Source organism: Planococcus salinarum (assembly GCF_007004625.1).
Lineage (GTDB): Bacteria > Bacillota > Bacilli > Bacillales_A > Planococcaceae > Planococcus > Planococcus salinarum.
This window is the reverse complement of sequence record NZ_VIFV01000013.1, coordinates 39,472-57,018: the sequence shown is the minus strand read 5'-3', so window position 1 is coordinate 57,018 and position 17,547 is coordinate 39,472. Positions and strand designations below refer to the sequence as shown.

Below are 17,547 nucleotides of genomic sequence, written 5' to 3'. Positions count from 1 at the left end.
CTCCTGTTAGACACGGCCGATTTCATTGACCGCTTTTTCCATACTGCGGTCATAGGCCTGGATTATTTTCTGGTTGGATTCGAATCCGCGATAGGTTTTCATCATATCGGTCATCGTCTGTGTCAAATCGACATTCGACTGTTCAATATATCCCTGCTGAACAAGCGGGCCGGTATTGCCGAGTCCGGCAAGTTCAATCGATACGGGAGCCAAAGCGGGATCGCCGGCCCAGCGCAAAAGGTTCTGGCCTTCTTTGATAAATTGTTGCGGATTTTCTGTATAAGATAAAAATAGGGAATTATTTACATCTCCGTCATTCGACGCAACTTCCCCGTTTGCACCGATTGTAAAATCGGTGGAATTGACCTGGATAGGCTGTAAGTCTCGATCTAAGACATTGAATCCTTCAGCCGTTGTCAGGAATCCGGCAGCGTCAACAGTAAATTGACCGTTCTGCGTATAACGGATTTCATCGTTCGGAAGAGCGACCGCAAAGCTTACTGTGCCTGGCTTTCCGGTTTCGGGATTGACGGGAAGCGAAGAACTGAGCAGGGCGAGGTCCGTAGAATTTCCTGTATTTTTAAGGGCGCCTTGCGTAAAAGAAGGGATTCCTTCCTGCGCATAAACTCCTGTTTGGAGGGAACCAATGCTTTTTTGGGTTGATGGAAGTGTCTGTCCTCCCACAGTGGTGCCCCCGGTTTCCATGGCTTTGATCAATTGGGCAGGAAATGCTCGCATCACGGACTGGTCTTTTTTAAAACCGGGCGTGGCGGCGTTTGCAAGGTTGTTTGTCAAGACTTGCTGTTGTCTGTTATTCGCCATCATCCCTGATGTGGCAGTGTATAATCCACGAAACATAGTGCGATCTCTTCCTCTCGAGAAATAAGATTAATATGCGTTAGCATAACATTTTATTGACAATATTGACAAGTGTATTGGAAAATAAAACCAATAATATTTTTTTAATCAAAAATATACAATTTTTTATTTATGTGATACTATATCTTGGAACTAAATTTTCAAAATGAGATAAAAGTATGAGTTTAAAAGTATAAAGCAATAAAATCTATCCTGATAAAGGCAAACTTTTCGAAAGAAAAGGACGCAAAACTACGGGCCTACGTATTCAGATACACGGCAGCCGGGTCGTCAAAAGATGGAAGCTGAAAAGCTTGTCCACCTTTTTAAAGGTGGATTTTTATTTGTAGAAATAAATATATATTTACATAGGAGGAAGGAAATTGAATCTCATTTCACCCACCATCCAGTCGCTGGAACAGGCTTTATCGACTTCAGCCCTGAAGCAGCAGACCCATACGGCGAATATCGCAAATGTCGATACGCCCGGTTATAAAGCCAAACAGGTCGACTTTGCCACCGTGTTGAAAAATGCGGCAGGCAAGCAGGCGATGGCGAGTTACAAAACCGATGCCAAACACATTTCGTTCAGCAATGAATCGGCACAATACGATCCGCGAGTCACAGTGAATGAAAATTCGATGTATAAAATCAACGGCAATAATGTCGACATGGATGTTGAAATGGCCGAGCTGGCGAAAAACCAGCTTCATTATAATGCAGTAACCGACAGGATCAGCGGGAAATTCCGCAGCCTGAGTTCTGTTATCAGCGGGGGGAGATAATTCAAATGACCTTATTCAATAGTTTTAATATTAGCGCATCCGGCCTGACCGCCAACCGTCTCCGAATGGATGTGGTGTCCGCGAATATTGCGAACGCGGAAACGACCCGGGCGCGTATGGTCGACGGTGAATGGACGCCTTACCGCCGGAAAACGGTCGAACTGTCGCAAAGCGGCGTGTCGCCGTTTGAACAGAAATTGCAGGCGATGATGGGCAATGGCAACAACGCTGTATCGGGCGTATCGGTATCGCGAATCAAAGAAGATGACGCACCTTTCACGCTAAATTACGATCCAAGCCATCCGGATGCAGATGACAACGGCTATGTGCAGCTGCCGAATGTCGATCCGATCAAAGAAATGGTCGACCTGATGTCGGCAACGCGTTCATATGAAGCAAACGTAACCGCACTGAACGCATCAAAGAGCATGTTTATGAAGGCTCTTGAGATAGGGAAATAATTTCAGAGGATAGTGGGTTGATGAATTCGCTCCAGGCGGACGCTTTCCGCGGGAGTGGCCTGAGCCTCCTCATCGCTTCGCTCTTGCGGGGTCTCAGGACTCACTCTGTTTCCGCTGGAGTCGCCGCCTTCCGCTCTTTCATCTTAATTATTTGTATAAACATAAAGAGAATAAATTAGTTCCGATTACAGTGATGAAATCTGCACACTAAGATATGGAGCAAAACAGCGAAGACGCCCAGGGGAACAAGCGAAGTGCTGAGATCCACTCGGGCGAAGTGAAACGAGACCGAGTTAGCTCAGCGCGAGCCCCCAGGCAAGCGAAGCTGTTTTGCGGAATATCGATTATATAGAAACAACCAGGGGGAAAACTTATGAATCCGATTAATCAGGTACAAATGCCGTTTATACAAGGTTTAACAAATCCGATCGTTAAACCGGAAAACAAGGTGGAAGGTTTCGGTGAAATCTTCAAGCAGGCTTTGCAGGAAGTTAATCAGGCACAAAAAGCATCCGATGTACAAACGGCCGGCCTGGCAACCGGACAGGTTGAGAATATCCACGAAGTAATGATCGCTTCAGAAAAGGCGAGCCTTTCATTGGAGCTGACCATGCAGGTGCGCAATAAAGTCGTGGAAGCTTACCAGGAAGTAATGAGAATGCAAGTATGATTCTGGGAAATAGGATGAGTGATCGATGAAAGAGAAGTTAGGAATCTATAAAACCAAATTCAGTGAATCCTGGGGGAATATTTCTCCGAAGATAAAATGGACGATTATCGGATCGTTTTTTATTACTTTTCTGCTGCTTCTTGTTTTTGTATTTCTTGGTTCAAGATCAGATATGACGCCTTTATATACGAATCTGGCACCGGCAGAAACGGGCGAAATCAAGACGGCAATTGAAGAACAGGGGATCCTCGCGGAAGTTTCGGGAGATGGCAAAACCATCAGCGTACCGGCTGAAGAAGTCGCAAACCTGAAGGTCAGTTTGGCTGCCGAAGGAATTCCGAAAAACGGCAATGTGAATTACAGCATTTTCAGCGACAATATGGGTCTTGGAATGACTGACAGGCATTTCGATGTCGTCGAACGGGACGCAATGCAGAACGAGTTGGCGATGCTGATCCGCCAGATTGACGGTGTGGCTGATGCCAATGTCATGATCACGCTGCCAAAGGAAAATGTTTGGCTGACGGATGATGAGCAGGTCGCTACAGCTTCTGTCGTTATCCAGGGCGAACCGTCATTCCAGTTGGATCAAAAACAAGTGAATGGCTTGTATCACCTGATCAGCAAGAGTGTTCCAAGTCTGCCGTCGGATCAGATTGTTATTATGGATCAGAACGGACAGACGTTCACGATGGAAGATGAAACTCCTGCCGACACTGCGTTGTCGGTCTACCAGCAACAGCGCGATATCAAACAGGATATTGAAAAAGACATCCAAAAAGAATTGCAGCAGATGCTCGGTTTATTGCTTGGCCGCGATAAAGTGGTCGTGTCGGTGATGGCAAGTGTGGATTTCACGAAAGAAAAACGTGAAGAAGAACTGGTCGAACCGGTCAATGAAGAAACGGGTGAAGGCATCGATATCAGTGTGGAACGGATTGTGGAAACCTATTCGAGCGAAGGCGCGACGATAGAAGAGACAGTCGGTACAGGTGACACGGAGATTGCCAATTATCCGGCAGCCGGAGAAGGCGGCAACAGTGAATCGGAAAGAACAGAAGAGCGGATAAACCGTGAAGTCAACCGGATTCACCGCCAAATTGAGCTCAGCCCGTATGTAATCGATGATATAACGATCAACGTCGGTGTCGAGCCGCCGGTTCCCGGAGATCCGGACAGCCTGACGCTTGAAACGGTCGGCGATATCCGGAATTTATTGGGCAATACGGTCAGCGCCGCTTTGAGCATGAATGGCGCTGAGGTTGATGAGCTTCAATTGGATGACCGCATTTCGGTATTTGCCACAGAATTCCAGGGCAAAACGGTTATTGAAGAAGCAGATCCGATTAATAACTGGTTCGGTGAAATTCCGAATGGCTTACTGCTGGTTGCAGGAGCGGCCGTTGCGCTGATCCTCATCATCGGCAGCCTGATATTTGTACTGATGAGAAGAAAACGTGAAGCGATAGAAGAAGATTTCGGATTTGAAATGTTTGCACAACCAGCAACCTCAGTAGGGGAGTTGGAGGAAGAAGAGAAAGAAATCGATCTTTCGGAGTTCGACTCACGGTCGAATCCAAAACGGAAGACGATTGAAAAGCTGGCAAAAGGACGTCCGGAAGATTTCACGAAATTATTGCGTACTTGGATGTCGGAGGATTAGGAGTGTGAACTGTGGTTAAAAGTGTGAAAGAGTTGACCGGTATACAGAAAGTGGCTGTTTTGCTGGTCGGGCTTGGACCGGATGTGGCTGTGGAGATATTCAAACAGCTGACTGAACCGGAAATCGATCAATTGACGATGGAAATTTCAAATGTTCGGCAGCTGAAAAGCAGCCAGACAGAAAAAGTGATTGATGAGTTTTATGAAATGATACTTGGCCAGGACTTTATGGATGAAGGCGGTCTTGAGTATGCCAGGGATATTCTTGAAAAAGCTTTGGGAAAAGACCGGGCGATGGATACGATTGGCCGTTTAACAAGCAGGCTTCACGTCAAACCCTTCAACTTTGCAAGGCGGGCCGATCCGAATCAGCTTTTCAATATTCTGCAGCACGAACATTCTCAAACGATTGCGCTTGTGCTGTCCTACCTGGATTCCAGGCAGTCGTCACAGATCATCTCGCAGCTGCAACCAGCCAAACAGGCGGAAGTGGCGCGCAGAATCGCTTTGATGGAAAGCACGTCCCCGGAAGTGATCCATCAGGTGGAACAAATCATCGAACGCAAGCTGTCGGCTTCCGGAGCCCAGGATTATACGGCGACCGGCGGGGTGGAAGCGATTGTTCAGGTATTGAACAACGTGGACAGAGGAACGGAAAAAGCAATTCTTTCGGAACTGGAAATCGACAGTCCGGATCTCGTCGCAGAAATCAAGAAGCGGATGTTTGTGTTCGAAGATATCATTACGCTTGAAACCCGGTCAATACAGCGTGTCATCCGTGAAGTATCGGATGCGGATCTCACTTTCGCGCTGAAAGTGGCCAGCGAAGACGTCAAAGAAGGCCTATTCGCGAATATGTCTACACGGAGAGCGGAAGTTATACGGGATGAAATCGATGTGATGGGTCCTGTAAAACTGAAAGATGTCGAAAATGCACAAACGAATATCGTTGCACTGGTCCGGAGCCTGGAAGACAAGGGTGAGATTATGGTCTCCCGCGGTGAAGGGGATGAGCTGATTGTCTAATGTCATCCGCTATCATTACGGCATACCGGTCGAAAAGAAAGTGCTGCAGACGAAAAAAATCGAATTCCGGAATGCCTGCAGCCCGGAAGATGAAACAGATCCCGAGCAGCGCAAACTGTCAGTAAAAAAAGAAATCGAGAATTTATTGACGCATAAGCTTCAATTGGAAACCGATTTGCTGGAACAGCAGCATCAGGCCCGCACCGATATCGAACTATGGTGGCACGAGGCGCGCACAGCGGCCCAGGCAGAAGCTGAAAGGCTGGCCGATGAAGCAACAGCGCAGGGTTTCGAACACGGCAAGCAGCAAGGCTACGCGCAAGCGGAAAAAGACTTCGCAGAAAAGCGGCTCGAAATGGAAGAACTGATCCGGGAAGCCTATAGCGAAAAAGCGAAAATTGTCCAGGAAGCCGAAGCGTTCCTGTTGAGTTTGAGCGTGCGCATTGCCGAACGTGTCATCAAAGAAGAGTTGAAGCAGCATGAAGAACAGCTGTTGAGTATCGTAAAGCAGGCGTTAAAGCATATCGAAGAAGCCGAAGACATCATCATGCAGGTGTCGTTGGACGATTACCCGGTCCTATTGCCTTTCCTGGAAGAACTGAAAACCTATGTACGGGCAGACTGCGAATTAAAAATGATTCCAGTGGCCAATGTTGAATCCGGCGGCTGCATGCTGCATACGCCAAGCGGCTCCTATGATGTCACCATCGACAGCCAACTGGAAGAAATCAAAAAGCATTTACTCGCTTATTGTGAGGAGAAAACGAATGATGAACCAGCGGAAAGATGATTATCTGGCCCTGATTGATGAAGTGGAACCGATCAAGAAACACGGCAAAGTGGTGCAGGTCATCGGGCTGACAATCGAATCAAAAGGCCCGAACGCCAAAATCGGCGAGATTTGCCTGCTGTATCCGAACCATTACGAAAAACCGATCGAAGCGGAAGTGGTCGGTTTCCGGGAAAACAAATTGATGCTGATGCCGTTGAACGATATTTCACAAATTGGCCCCGGGTGCCTGGTAGTGGCGACTGGCGTACCGCTTCAGATCAAAATTGGTCCGTCGATTCTCGGAAAAGTGCTGGACGGCACGGGCAATCCGCTGGACGAAACACGATTGCCGAAAGGCCTTAAGAAATACTCGACAAACAACACGCCGCCGAACCCCTTGCATCGTCCGCGGATCGACAAGCCGCTCGAAGTCGGCGTCCGTGCGATTGACGGATTGCTTACGGTTGGCCAGGGCCAGCGCATCGGCGTTTTCGCCGGGAGCGGCGTCGGCAAGAGCACATTGCTCGGCATGATTGCCCGCAACACGGAAGCAGACGTCAATGTCATCGCCCTCATCGGCGAACGGGGACGCGAAGTGCGTGATTTTATCGAACGGGACCTTGGTCCTGAAGGGTTGAAGAAATCAGTCATCATTGCGGCAACTTCCGACCAGACGGCATTGCAGCGCATCAAAGGCGCCATGACGGCAACCACGATCGCGGAATATTTCCGGGATCAGGGGAAAAACGTCATGCTGATGATGGATTCGGTCACCCGCTTTGCCATGGCGCAGCGGGAAGTCGGGCTGGCGGTGGGCGAACCGCCGACCAGTAAAGGCTACACGCCGAGTGTTTTTGCTTTATTGCCAAAATTACTGGAGCGCTCGGGAACCTCGGCAAAAGGGTCGATCACTGCGTTCTATACCGTATTGGTCGACGGCGACGACATGAACGAACCGATTGCGGATGCAGTCCGCGGCATTTTGGACGGCCACATCGTGCTGGACCGCAAAATTGCGCAAAAAGGGCAGTTTCCGGCCATCAATGTCATGGCAAGCGTCAGCCGCGTCATGCACGAAGTCGTCTCACCCGAACACCAGAAGGCAGCCGTCGAATTCAAGAGGATGCTGTCGGCTTATGATTCGGCGGAAGACCTGATCAATATCGGAGCCTATAAAGCGGGCGCCAATAAAGAAATCGACCAGGCAATCCGTTCCTATCCAATCATCAAAGACTATCTGCAGCAGGATATTTATGAGAATACAAGCTTAGAAACAAGCGTCGAAAAATTGACAGAACAATTTGGGGGGAACTAAGAATTGACTCAATTCAATTTTCGTTTTCAAAAAATCCTTGAACTGAAAGAGAATGAAAAAGGCTTTGCCCAGGTACAGATGGCTGACGCGATAAAAAAAGAGCAGGCGGGCCATCAGAAGAGCCGGGCGATTACGGACAAGCTGGTGGAAGCAGAACAGATGAAGCGAAAGAAACAGCAGGGCGGCATCAATATCTCCGAACTGCGCATGCTTGAAATCTACATAAGCCAATTGCAGGAACAATCCAGCGTAACGAACCGCGAGCTGGAATTTCTTCAGGGCAACGTTACAAGAACCCAGAACCAGCTCCAGCAGAAAGCGCAGGAAGAAAAGACCTGGGGCAACCTGAAAGAGCAGGAGCTCGCCAGATTCCAGGAAGAAAAGAAAGTAGAGGAACAAAATTTCTTCGATGAATTGGCGAGCGCCAGATTTTACCGAGTAAAACAAGCCAGTACCGCTGAAAGAGGGTGAATGCGATTAATACTGTAGGCCCAATATCCACAATGACTGCCAAGCCTTCTGCTGAAGCGGCATCCGCCAAAACGGAAGCACCATCTGCAGAAGGGGCAAAAGCTTTTTCAACGCTTCTCCAGTCGCTGGCCGATGGTGCTCAGCATGGAGAAGGTCAGGAAGCGTCATTGCCGAAAGTGCTGTTGAAAAAAATTGAAGACATGGTGGCAAAGCTGCAGGAGCAGCCTGTCGAAGAACTTACCGAAGCACAGCAGAAAATCATGTATGAATTGATGCAATTGATCAATTTTCAGCCCGAAAGAAAAGAAGGAGCGATTCTGGTGGATATGGGTGAACGCAGAAAATTCACGCCGATTTTGCCGGATGCTGAAAAACAGCCAGTCTCCAAGGAAGTTCAAGCTAAACTGGTCGAGCTGATCCAGAAATTGGGCGACATTTTGCCAAGCATGTCAGCGACTGGTAACAAGAAATTCGATAACGCTTCGCCTTTTGTGGGGGTCGAGGGAAAAGCAACAATTATTAATGCTGAAAACATTGAAAAAATCACCAACAAGATTATGGAATTCACTGAATCACTGGCAGGTGCAGAAAAGAAATCGGTGGCAGCAACTGGCCAACCTGAACAGGCAGCGAAGCTTGGAGTGGTTTCTGCAGCTGAGACAGAGAAACAGATGAAAGTCGCCGGAGAAACCAAAACCGCAAACGCCGATGAACCGGAAGCAGTAAAAGCGCAGCCCTCTGCAGCTGTTGTCACTGCGGCTCGAAGCGACGGAGGACAGCAACAGGAAACTTCACAGCAGGATGAGAACAAACAGAGCCTGACGCAACCAACGGCTTCCGCAGATTCAGCAAAACAGGCAGCGGCTCAGACAACACAACCGCTGCAGGCAAGACCCGAAGCGCCGGCGATGCCGACTCCGGTGGTCCGGATGAATAACTTAACCGAAGAACTGGGTGAGGTTTTCAAAAATTCGCTGCGCATGACCACGAATGGTGAAAGCACGCAGATCAAAGTGAATATCTCGCCGGACCATCTGGGCCATCTGGATATTCGCCTGACGGAAACGAACGGAAAGATCGCCGCACAAATCTTCACGAGCAGCATGGCGGCAAAAGATGCAATCGATCTGCAGCTGAATCAGCTGCGCAATACATTGATCCAGCAAGGGTTGACAGTCGAGAAAATCGAAGTCGTTCAAAACAATTCCCAGCAATCGCTCGGCCAGCAGAACGCACAGTCCGAACAGCGCTTTGCCCAACAGCAACAGCAGCAACAAAAATCCGCCGGACGTGACAACAACGGCTACCAGCAGATAGAAGAAAAAGCAGCAGTCGAGCGCAGCCACCTCGACTCCGGAATGATGAAAGTGGATTATACAGTTTAACAATAGTTAGCCATATCCGAACCGATGAAATCGCTTCAGCTCTTTTTCATGTCTCGAAGCTAGCGAAGCGATGCAGAGACAGCCGGACGCTTTCCGCGGGGAGCGGCCTGAGCCTCCTCGTTCGCTTCGAAAACCGATGCTCCTGCAGCGTTACACGCTTCGTCGCAAAGGTTCGACCGAATGTTGTTCGGTCAAACCTTCCCTGCGGGGTCTCAGGACACGCTCTAATTCCCGTAGGAGTCGCCGACTTCCGCTCATTCATCTAGAGAAAATTAATAGAGATATGGAGCAAAACAGCGAAGACGCCCAGGGGACCAAGCGAAGTGCTGAGATCCACTCGGGCGAAGTGCAACGAGCCCGAGTTAGCTCAGCGCGAGCCCCCAGGCAAGCGAAGCTGTTTTGCGTAATATCGGTTTTAATAGACAAGAAAAGAGGTGTTCCGATGAACGTTACAAATACATCAACAGCCAACACGATGGCGGGGACAGCGCCGAAAGCGGCCGATCCGCAGAATACGCTTGGCCAGGATGCGTTCCTGAAAATCCTCGTTACGCAGATGAAGCACCAGGATCCGATGGAACCTTTGAAAGACACGGAATTCATTGGCCAGATGGCGCAGTTCACCAGTTTGGAACAGCTGACAAATCTGAACAAGACGATGACGCAATTCGTTGGCAACTCCACCAACCAAACCCTGGCGGATCACGCAAATCTGATCGGCACATCGGTCGACTGGTCATATGAAGTCGATGGAAAAATGGAATCAGGCGAGGGAATCGTAAAGGCTTTATCTAGCAAAAACGGCGAACTGACAATTGAACTGCTCGACAGCGGAACGAAAATCCCGCTTACAGCGATCAACCGGATAGAAATGAATACAGAAATTAAAAACAACGAGGAGATTGTCTGATTCCGAAAGGATTACGGACGGTACTCGAAAGGGGAAATTTAAATGTTACGTTCAATGTATGCGGGTGTGTCAGGTATGAAAGGTTTCCAAACGAAACTGGATGTTATCGGTAATAATATTGCCAACGTCAATACAATCGGCTACAAGAAAAGCACGATCAACTTCCAGGATCTATTGAGCCAGAATATGTCCAGTGGTGGAACAAATCCGATGCAAGTCGGTTTGGGTTCGACGACAAGCGCTATTAATGTAATTCATACACCAGGTTCAGCAATGAATACAGGGGTGGGAACAGACCTCACAATCATGGGCGACGGCTTCTTTGTAGTGCAGGAACCTTCAGATACCCCCCTTGTTGCTGGAAATCAGTATTTAACAAGAGCCGGCAACTTTGTTGTTGATGAAGAGGGCTGGCTGGTTAATACTCAGGGCTATAATGTTCTTGATAGCACGGGTGTTGCAATTCAAATTGATGCAGCTACCTACGACTCATTCAGCATCAACCGCGAAGGTGTTCTTATGGGCAAATTATCTGCTGACGGAACGGAAGCGGAAATTCTTGATCCTGGCGTAACCATTGGTATCTCTTCACCGCCAAACCCAACAGGCCTCAGTAAATTTGGCGGCTCTCTATACGAAATGACCGCTGCTGCAGGCGGAGCGATTAATACAGGTACTGTGGGAGCGGCAAACACTTCAGTAGCTTCCGGCATGCTCGAAATGTCGAACGTTGACCTAACGGAAGAGTTTACGGAAATGATCATCGCACAACGTGGATTCCAGGCAAACTCCCGTACAATCACAACTTCAGATGAAATTCTTCAGGAAGTTGTCAACTTGAAACGATAATAAAGGAGGGCCGGCCTGAGGGAAGTTGAACTTCCCTCAATGGGCGCCTATAAATGATCCTATTGACGAAATTAAACCAAACGCCGTTTACCTTGAATGCGGTTTATATCGAAAGAGTCGAAGCTACACCGGATACAGTGGTGACACTGGTGTCGGGGAAAAAGATCCATGTGCTGGAGTCTGTGACGGAAGTCATGGATAAGGTGACCGGCTATTACCAGCAGATCAGTATTTTGCCGACTGTCCAAAAGCCCGGCCCTATGGAATGAGGAGGAAACATCCGTGGTAGAACATTTATCAAACGAAAATATAGATGCCATTCTTTCTTCCATAAAAAAAGAAGCGCCAGTCCCTTATAAGTTCGGCAAAGAACGCGCGGTGAATAATTACGATTTCAAAAAAGCGCTGCGCTTTTCACAGGACCAAATCCGTACATTGACGCGGATCCATGAAAACTTTGCCCGCTTGCTGACATCTTATTTTTCCACACAGCTGCGCACATACGTGCAGCTGTCGGTTACGGGAGTTGAGCAATATTCGTACGAAGAATTCATCCAGAACATTGAAAAGAATTCCCTGCTGGGCGTGTTTGAAGCAAGCCCGCTGCCCGGCAGCATGGTGATGGAATTCTCTCCGGATGTTGCGTATGTCATGTTCGACCGGCTGCTCGGCGGCCAGGGGAATGCATTGAATAAAACAAGCGATCTGACAGAAATCGAAACGTCCATCATTGAACGGGTTTTCATCAAGGCGTTGGATTGTTTCCAGGAAGCCTGGACTTCGGTCATCCGTTTGTCGCCTTCATTGAAGGAAATCGAAGTGAATCCTCAATTCCTGACGATGTCTCCGCCGAATGAAACGGTCATCATGGTATCGCTTCAAACGAAAATCGGTGAGGTCGAAGGCGTTATCAATCTTTGCCTGCCCCATCTGGTGTTGGAGAAAGTGCTGCCGAAACTGTCAGCGCGTCATTGGCTCGCAAATCAGAAGAAAACGAAAGAAAGCCACGAAGTGGTTGCGTTGGAGAAAAAACTCCAAAGCACGAAAATGAGTGTCAAAGCAGTTTTAGGCCAATCTTCAATTGATATCGAAGACTTCCTGAACTTGAAAAATGGCGATGTCATCCGTCTGCACGAATCCTATACGGATCCGGTGACGGTGCTCGTTGATGAAAAGCAGAAATTTTTTGCTCAGGCCGGGGTTTCCAAAGGCCGTCTGGCGGTACAGATTACGGAAGTTCAAACGCAGGAGGATCGCAGCGATGGTAACTGGTAATTTGTCTTCAGATGAAATAAACGGCTTATTGAACCGGAGTGAGAAGGAGGTAAAGAAAATGGCAAATACGTCACTTTCCACAATCGAAAGCGAAGCATTGACTGAATTATTCAGCGTAGCTCTTGGCAGCTCTTCGGCTGTCCTGTCTTTATTGCTGTCAGAGCAAGTGACCGTGAGCGCGCCGAAATTAGCTGTAAAGCCTGAAACGGAAATGATGGCAAAAACACAGGCACCATTCTTCGTGCTGCTCGGCGAATACACCGGCGATATCTCCGGCATCCAATTTGTTTCGATAAATAAAGAACAAGTGCAGGAATTGGCCGCAATGGTGGATCCCGAAATCGCGAGTGAAGATACGGAACGCCAATTTGAAATCCTGCAGGACATTATGCAGCAGATGTACGCATCTGTTTCCCGGACATTCTCCGCTTTATTGGAATCGGAGATTTCCCATTCACTGTCCGGTATGGACATGGTGGAGCAGCGGGAAGATTTTCCGGCAGCGAATTTTACAAAGGAAGAATGGTTTGTCGAAGCCGCGTTTCAATTGAAGGCGCAAAACGGACAGCATGCGGAATTCCATATGTGCATTCCGGTGCGTCTGGCAAAACAAATGGCGGGAATCTTGACCGATTCAGGTGAAGAGGAAGAGCTGGAGGAGACACAGGACATGCAATTTGATTCGAACAATGAGCGCAGCAAAAAAGAACAGCCGGCTGCATCACCAAGCATCCAACCGGTGCAGTTTTCAAGTTTCGATGATTCGGCTGCAGCGAATACCGAACCGAATAATTTAAGTATGCTGATGGATATTCCGCTTCAGGTAACCGTGGAGCTGGGGCGCACCAAACGGACAGTGAAAGAAATTCTGGGTGTTTCCCAGGGATCGATCATCGAACTCGACAAACTGGCGGGCGAACCGGTCGACATTTTGGTCAATGACAAATTGATCGCTGTGGGTGAAGTTGTGGTCATCGATGAAAACTTCGGGGTCCGCGTTACGGATATCCTGTCAACAGAAGAACGTATCTCGAAGCTTCGCTAATACCTTTATGTAAGGAGTCTACAAGCTTGGTCCAAAAAATGTCTTTATACAGTATTGTGATGATCCTGTTGCTGGCGCTGTCAGCAGTATGGGCGCCATCCGGAGCACAAGCCGCCGACCCGAAAGTCATTGACGGCTATGACGGCGAACAGCCGGCAGTCGAGCAACAGGAACAGCCGGTCGAAGTGGAAGCTGCGGCACCGGAAGAAAAAAGCTTTATCGTCGTGATCGGCCAATTGATCTTCTATACCTTATTAATCGTCTTCATGATATACGGCCTGATCAAATTCCTTTCGATGAAGCAAAAAAATCTCCAGCCCAACCAGGCAGTAAAGCTGATGGGCGGAACAGCCTTAGGGAACAATAAATCCCTTCAACTTGTGAAAGTGGGCGGACAGATTTATCTGATCGGTGTCGGCGATCAAGTGACCTTGATCAAAGAATTCACCGAAGACGATGAAATCCATGGAATTGAAAAAGACGTGGAGACCCAAGCTTCGCCATTGCTGCCGAAGACGGTAACCAGTTTCATAAAAGAAAAGGTCGGCGGCCACTTGGAAAAAAACCCTTCCCATGCGAAAGGGTTTGAGCAATTATTCAAGCAGAGCCTCGATAAGCAGCGAAACAAACAGGACCAATTGAAAACGGATCTGGAGAAACAACAATCACAGGATAAAGAAGGGCGTTCGTTATGATGGATTCCCTTCTCCTGCTCGTCAATATTCCAGGCATTGATTTCGGCAACGAAAACCCGGAAGACGTGTCGACCACGTTGCAATTATTATTCCTGCTGACGATTCTGTCGATCGCCCCGGGTATCCTGATTCTGATGACCAGCTTTACCCGCATCATTATTGTACTGTCATTCGTCCGAACGGGTCTTGGTACACAATCCATGCCGCCGAACCAGGTGCTGGTGGGACTCGCATTATTTCTTACCTTCTTCATTATGTCTCCAATCTTTCTGGAAATAAATGAAACGGCGCTTCAGCCATATCTGGATGGTGAAATCGGCCAGGAAGAAGCCATGGATTCAGCGGCCTTGCCGATGAAAGAATTTATGGCGAAACACACACGTGAAAAAGATCTGGCGCTGTTCTATAAATATGCGGAACTGGAAAAACCGGAAAGCATCGCGGAAATTCCGCTGACGTCACTGATTCCGGCATTTGCCATCAGTGAGTTGAAGACGGCGTTCCAGATAGGCTTTGTCATTTTCATCCCGTTTCTGATCATCGATATGGTCGTGGCCAGTACTTTGATGGCGATGGGGATGATGATGTTACCGCCGGTAATGATTTCATTGCCATTCAAAATACTGTTATTCGTACTTGTAGACGGCTGGTACCTCATCATCGAATCGCTGCTGCTTAGTTTTTAGATCGGTAAGTTGAACTAGTAACCGATATTCCGCAAAACAACTCGCTTGCCGGGGGCTCGCGCTGAACTAACTCGGTCTCGTTGCACTTCGTCCGAGTGGATTTCAGCACTTCGCTTACTCCCCAAGGCGTCTTCGTTGTTTTGCTCCATATCTCTAGTGAGTTCTCTGAGCGCCGGCGCGCCTCCGGACTGGACGAAGCAATAAGACGAGTGGTCTTCTCGGCTTATTGCGGGAGCCAAGGTGTGCCATACGAAGATGGCACCTCCTTTGCGACGAGCAGTGCGCAGGAGCATAATCTTTGCCCTGTCCAAAGCGCCGAAGCGGAATATAAAATTACTCTTTGATTCAACTTATATCGTTAAGGAAGGAAGAACTCAATGACTCCAGATATGGTAATCAAGCTGGCCGAACAATCGATTTATACAATCATTATCATTGCAGCCCCGATGCTGCTGATCGCGCTGGCTGTCGGCCTGCTGGTCAGTGTGTTCCAGGCGATGACGCAGATCCAGGAACAGACTTTGGCGTTCATCCCGAAAATACTCGCTGTTTTCATTTCATTGGTCGTTTTCGGACCCTGGATGCTGACGACGCTGCTGGATTACACGCGTAACCTGTTCCAAAGCCTACCGCGAATAATCGGATAGGAGCCTGTAATGAATTCTATTTTAGAAGTGTTGCCCTATTTTTTATTAGTACTCATTCGTTTTACAAGTTTCTTTTTAATCGCTCCGATTTTTTCGATGAAAGGCATGCCGACCCAATTTAAAATCGGTCTCGGATTTTTCATCGCTTTGACAGCTGTTTCCACAATGCCGGCTGAGGAGCCGATTGTGCTGGATGCTTTTTATTCGCTGATGGTCATTAAAGAAATTGGCGTTGGTCTGGCGCTTGGGTTTACAGCCGCGCTGCTGTTGTATGCGGTGCAGGTTGCAGGAGCGTTCATCGATTTTCAGATGGGTTTTGCAATCGCCAATGTCATTGATCCGCAAACCGGGGCGCAGGTGCCGATCATCGGCCATTTTAAATACATGATGGCGCTGCTGTTTATGCTGACGGTGAACGGTCATCACATGCTGCTAGACGGTGTCATGCACAGTTTGAGGCTGTTCCCGGTGGAAACGACCTCGTTCGCTTTTGAAGCAGGAGATCTTTCTTCTTTTATATCGGCATTATTCGTCCAAATGTTTACCATTGCTTTGCAAATTGCTTTGCCGATTGTCGGCGCACTTTTTCTTGTGGATGTAGCTTTGGGGATATTGGCAAAAACAGTGCCCCAATTGAACATCTTTGCTGTCGGTTTTCCTGTAAAGATCTTTGTCGGCTTTGTCCTGCTATTGCTGACGATGCCCATCTTCTTCTATCTTCTGCAATTTTTATTTGAAAAAATCATGATGAGCATGGCGCAATTGGTCAGATTAATGGGAGGGACATAAGTGCAGAAACGACTGGTTCTCGATCTTCAATTTTTCGCAGGTGAAAAAACCGAAAAAGCGACACCGCAAAAAAGGCAGGAATCGAAACGCAAAGGGCAGGTGGCAAAAAGCCCGGAAGTCGCTGCCGCCATGATTATGCTTGGCGGTATCCTCCTGCTGTTCTTTACAGGCGGCTGGATGCTGGAACAGATTCTTGGAATCTTCCGCATCAACCTTACCCAATTCATCAGTTGGGAGCTGACCCCGGCTTCCACCCGCACCATGCTGGAACAAATGGCGTATGAAGGATTCAAGATCATGGTCCCGATGGCGCTGATCGGTATGGTTTTCGGGTTTTTGGGAAACTACATACAAATTGGCCCGATTTTTTCAAGCGACCCCCTTATGGCAAAGTTTGAACGAATCGATCCGATCAAAGGAGCAAAACGGATTTTCTCAGTACGCGCATTGGTGGAATTGGCAAAATCATTGCTGAAGATTTCCATCATCGGAACTGCGGCTTTTCTCGTGCTCTGGCTTGCAAAAGAAGAATTGTTTTTATTGTCCCAGCAGAGCGTTCCGCACGCATTGAGCTTTGTGGGCGGACTGGTCATCAAACTGGGCCTGACCGCTTCACTGATCCTGTTGAGCCTTGCGGTGCTGGATTATATTTATCAGAAATACGAATTCGAAAAAGGAATAAAGATGTCGAAACAGGACATAAAAGATGAATACAAAAAAGCAGAGGGTGATCCCCTCATCAAACAAAAGATCAAAGAAAAGCAACGGCAGATGAGTATGAACCGGATGATCCAGGATTTACCGAACGCGGATGTGCTCATTACGAACCCGACGCATTATGCGATCGCAATCAAATATGATGCCGAAACGATGGAATCCCCGCAGGTTATTGCGATGGGGAAAGACCATCTGGCACTGAAAATCAAAGAAAAAGCGAAAGAACTTGATATTGTGATTATGGAAAATAAACCGCTCGCCCGCGCGCTCTACGCACAAGTAGAGGTTGGCGACTATGTGCCGGAAGATCTCTTCATGGCCGTAGCAGAGGTTTTGGCATATATCTACCGTTTGAAAGGGAAGATCAGTTAAGAAATATAAATTTTTAATCGATATTCCGCAAAACAGCTTGCTTGCCTGGGGGCTTGCGCTGAGCTAACTCGGTCTCGTTTCACTTCGCCCGAGTGGATCTCAGCACTTCGCTCGAAACAGAGTTGGAAAGCCAACTCTGTTTCTGCTCCCCAAGGCG

20 protein-coding genes and 1 riboswitch are annotated in these 17,547 nt (G+C 48.2%); of the genes, 19 read left to right on the top strand and 1 reads right to left on the bottom strand.

Annotated features, from left to right (window positions below; genetic code table 11):
* Positions 1-6 precede the first annotated feature (6 nt).
* Entirely contained in the window at positions 7-858 is an 852-nt protein-coding gene (locus tag DIJ65_RS09390; RefSeq protein ID WP_117301371.1) for a flagellar hook-basal body protein, read from the bottom strand.
* A gap of 211 nt (positions 859-1,069) precedes the next feature.
* Positions 1,070-1,154, top strand: a riboswitch (cyclic di-GMP riboswitch).
* An 87-nt stretch (positions 1,155-1,241) separates the two neighbouring features.
* Between DIJ65_RS09390 and flgB the strand changes: the two genes are divergently transcribed.
* The 19 genes from flgB to flhB all read left to right on the top strand — a co-directional run bounded on the left by flgB (position 1,242) and on the right by flhB (position 17,390).
* The gene (gene flgB, locus DIJ65_RS09385; RefSeq protein WP_117301369.1) at positions 1,242-1,643 is read left to right on the top strand and encodes a flagellar basal body rod protein FlgB; all 402 of its coding nucleotides are present in this window, start codon (positions 1,242-1,244) and stop codon (positions 1,641-1,643) included.
* A gap of 5 nt (positions 1,644-1,648) precedes the next feature.
* Positions 1,649-2,104, top strand: a complete 456-nt coding sequence (gene flgC, locus DIJ65_RS09380) for a flagellar basal body rod protein FlgC (protein ID WP_117301367.1) — start codon at positions 1,649-1,651, stop codon at positions 2,102-2,104.
* 373 nt (positions 2,105-2,477) lie between these two features.
* Positions 2,478-2,774, top strand: a complete 297-nt coding sequence (gene fliE, locus DIJ65_RS09375) for a flagellar hook-basal body complex protein FliE (RefSeq protein ID WP_117301365.1) — start codon at positions 2,478-2,480, stop codon at positions 2,772-2,774.
* A gap of 25 nt (positions 2,775-2,799) precedes the next feature.
* Positions 2,800-4,437, top strand: a complete 1,638-nt coding sequence (gene fliF / locus DIJ65_RS09370; protein WP_117301363.1) for a flagellar basal-body MS-ring/collar protein FliF — start codon at positions 2,800-2,802, stop codon at positions 4,435-4,437.
* Positions 4,438-4,448: 11 nt separating this feature from the next.
* Entirely contained in the window at positions 4,449-5,462 is a 1,014-nt protein-coding gene (fliG, locus tag DIJ65_RS09365) for a flagellar motor switch protein FliG (RefSeq protein ID WP_117301361.1), read from the top strand.
* Positions 5,455-6,252 carry a FliH/SctL family protein gene (locus DIJ65_RS09360; protein WP_117301359.1) on the top strand — a complete coding sequence of 266 codons (798 nt, stop codon included), beginning with the start codon at positions 5,455-5,457 and terminating at the stop codon, positions 6,250-6,252. The genes fliG and DIJ65_RS09360 overlap by 8 nt, the downstream gene beginning before the upstream one ends.
* Positions 6,233-7,549 (top strand): flagellar protein export ATPase FliI, encoded by a 1,317-nt coding sequence (gene fliI / locus DIJ65_RS09355; protein WP_117301424.1) that lies wholly within the window; start codon positions 6,233-6,235, stop codon positions 7,547-7,549. Before DIJ65_RS09360 ends, fliI begins: the two co-directional genes overlap by 20 nt.
* Before the next feature lie 3 nt (positions 7,550-7,552).
* On the top strand, positions 7,553-8,020 hold the full coding sequence (gene fliJ / locus DIJ65_RS09350; RefSeq protein ID WP_117301357.1) for a flagellar export protein FliJ: 468 nt from the start codon (positions 7,553-7,555) through the stop codon (positions 8,018-8,020).
* Positions 8,017-9,405 (top strand): flagellar hook-length control protein FliK, encoded by a 1,389-nt coding sequence (locus tag DIJ65_RS09345; protein ID WP_117301355.1) that lies wholly within the window; start codon positions 8,017-8,019, stop codon positions 9,403-9,405. Before fliJ ends, DIJ65_RS09345 begins: the two co-directional genes overlap by 4 nt.
* Before the next feature lie 442 nt (positions 9,406-9,847).
* Positions 9,848-10,315, top strand: coding sequence for a flagellar hook assembly protein FlgD (flgD, locus tag DIJ65_RS09340; RefSeq protein ID WP_117301353.1), 468 nt, complete (start codon positions 9,848-9,850; stop codon positions 10,313-10,315).
* Between the two features lie 42 nt (positions 10,316-10,357).
* Positions 10,358-11,164 carry a flagellar hook-basal body complex protein gene (locus tag DIJ65_RS09335; protein ID WP_117301351.1) on the top strand — a complete coding sequence of 269 codons (807 nt, stop codon included), beginning with the start codon at positions 10,358-10,360 and terminating at the stop codon, positions 11,162-11,164.
* 53 nt (positions 11,165-11,217) lie between these two features.
* Entirely contained in the window at positions 11,218-11,433 is a 216-nt protein-coding gene (locus tag DIJ65_RS09330; RefSeq protein ID WP_071151983.1) for a flagellar FlbD family protein, read from the top strand.
* A gap of 13 nt (positions 11,434-11,446) precedes the next feature.
* On the top strand, positions 11,447-12,439 hold the full coding sequence (gene fliM / locus DIJ65_RS09325) for a flagellar motor switch protein FliM (RefSeq protein ID WP_071151982.1): 993 nt from the start codon (positions 11,447-11,449) through the stop codon (positions 12,437-12,439).
* Entirely contained in the window at positions 12,426-13,484 is a 1,059-nt protein-coding gene (gene fliY / locus DIJ65_RS09320; protein WP_071151981.1) for a flagellar motor switch phosphatase FliY, read from the top strand. The genes fliM and fliY overlap by 14 nt, the downstream gene beginning before the upstream one ends.
* 26 nt (positions 13,485-13,510) lie before the next feature.
* Positions 13,511-14,179 (top strand): flagellar biosynthetic protein FliO, encoded by a 669-nt coding sequence (locus tag DIJ65_RS09315; RefSeq protein WP_185959534.1) that lies wholly within the window; start codon positions 13,511-13,513, stop codon positions 14,177-14,179.
* Positions 14,176-14,865: a flagellar type III secretion system pore protein FliP gene (fliP, locus tag DIJ65_RS09310; RefSeq protein ID WP_117301349.1), complete on the top strand. Its 690-nt coding sequence runs from the start codon at positions 14,176-14,178 to the stop codon at positions 14,863-14,865. The genes DIJ65_RS09315 and fliP overlap by 4 nt, the downstream gene beginning before the upstream one ends.
* A 377-nt stretch (positions 14,866-15,242) precedes the next feature.
* The gene (gene fliQ / locus DIJ65_RS09305; RefSeq protein ID WP_117301347.1) at positions 15,243-15,512 is read left to right on the top strand and encodes a flagellar biosynthesis protein FliQ; all 270 of its coding nucleotides are present in this window, start codon (positions 15,243-15,245) and stop codon (positions 15,510-15,512) included.
* A 9-nt stretch (positions 15,513-15,521) separates the two neighbouring features.
* Complete coding sequence (gene fliR / locus DIJ65_RS09300; protein ID WP_117301345.1) at positions 15,522-16,301, top strand: flagellar biosynthetic protein FliR; 780 nt, start codon at positions 15,522-15,524, stop codon at positions 16,299-16,301.
* Positions 16,302-17,390, top strand: a complete 1,089-nt coding sequence (gene flhB, locus DIJ65_RS09295) for a flagellar biosynthesis protein FlhB (protein ID WP_117301343.1) — start codon at positions 16,302-16,304, stop codon at positions 17,388-17,390.
* The last annotated feature ends 157 nt before the right edge of the window (positions 17,391-17,547 follow it).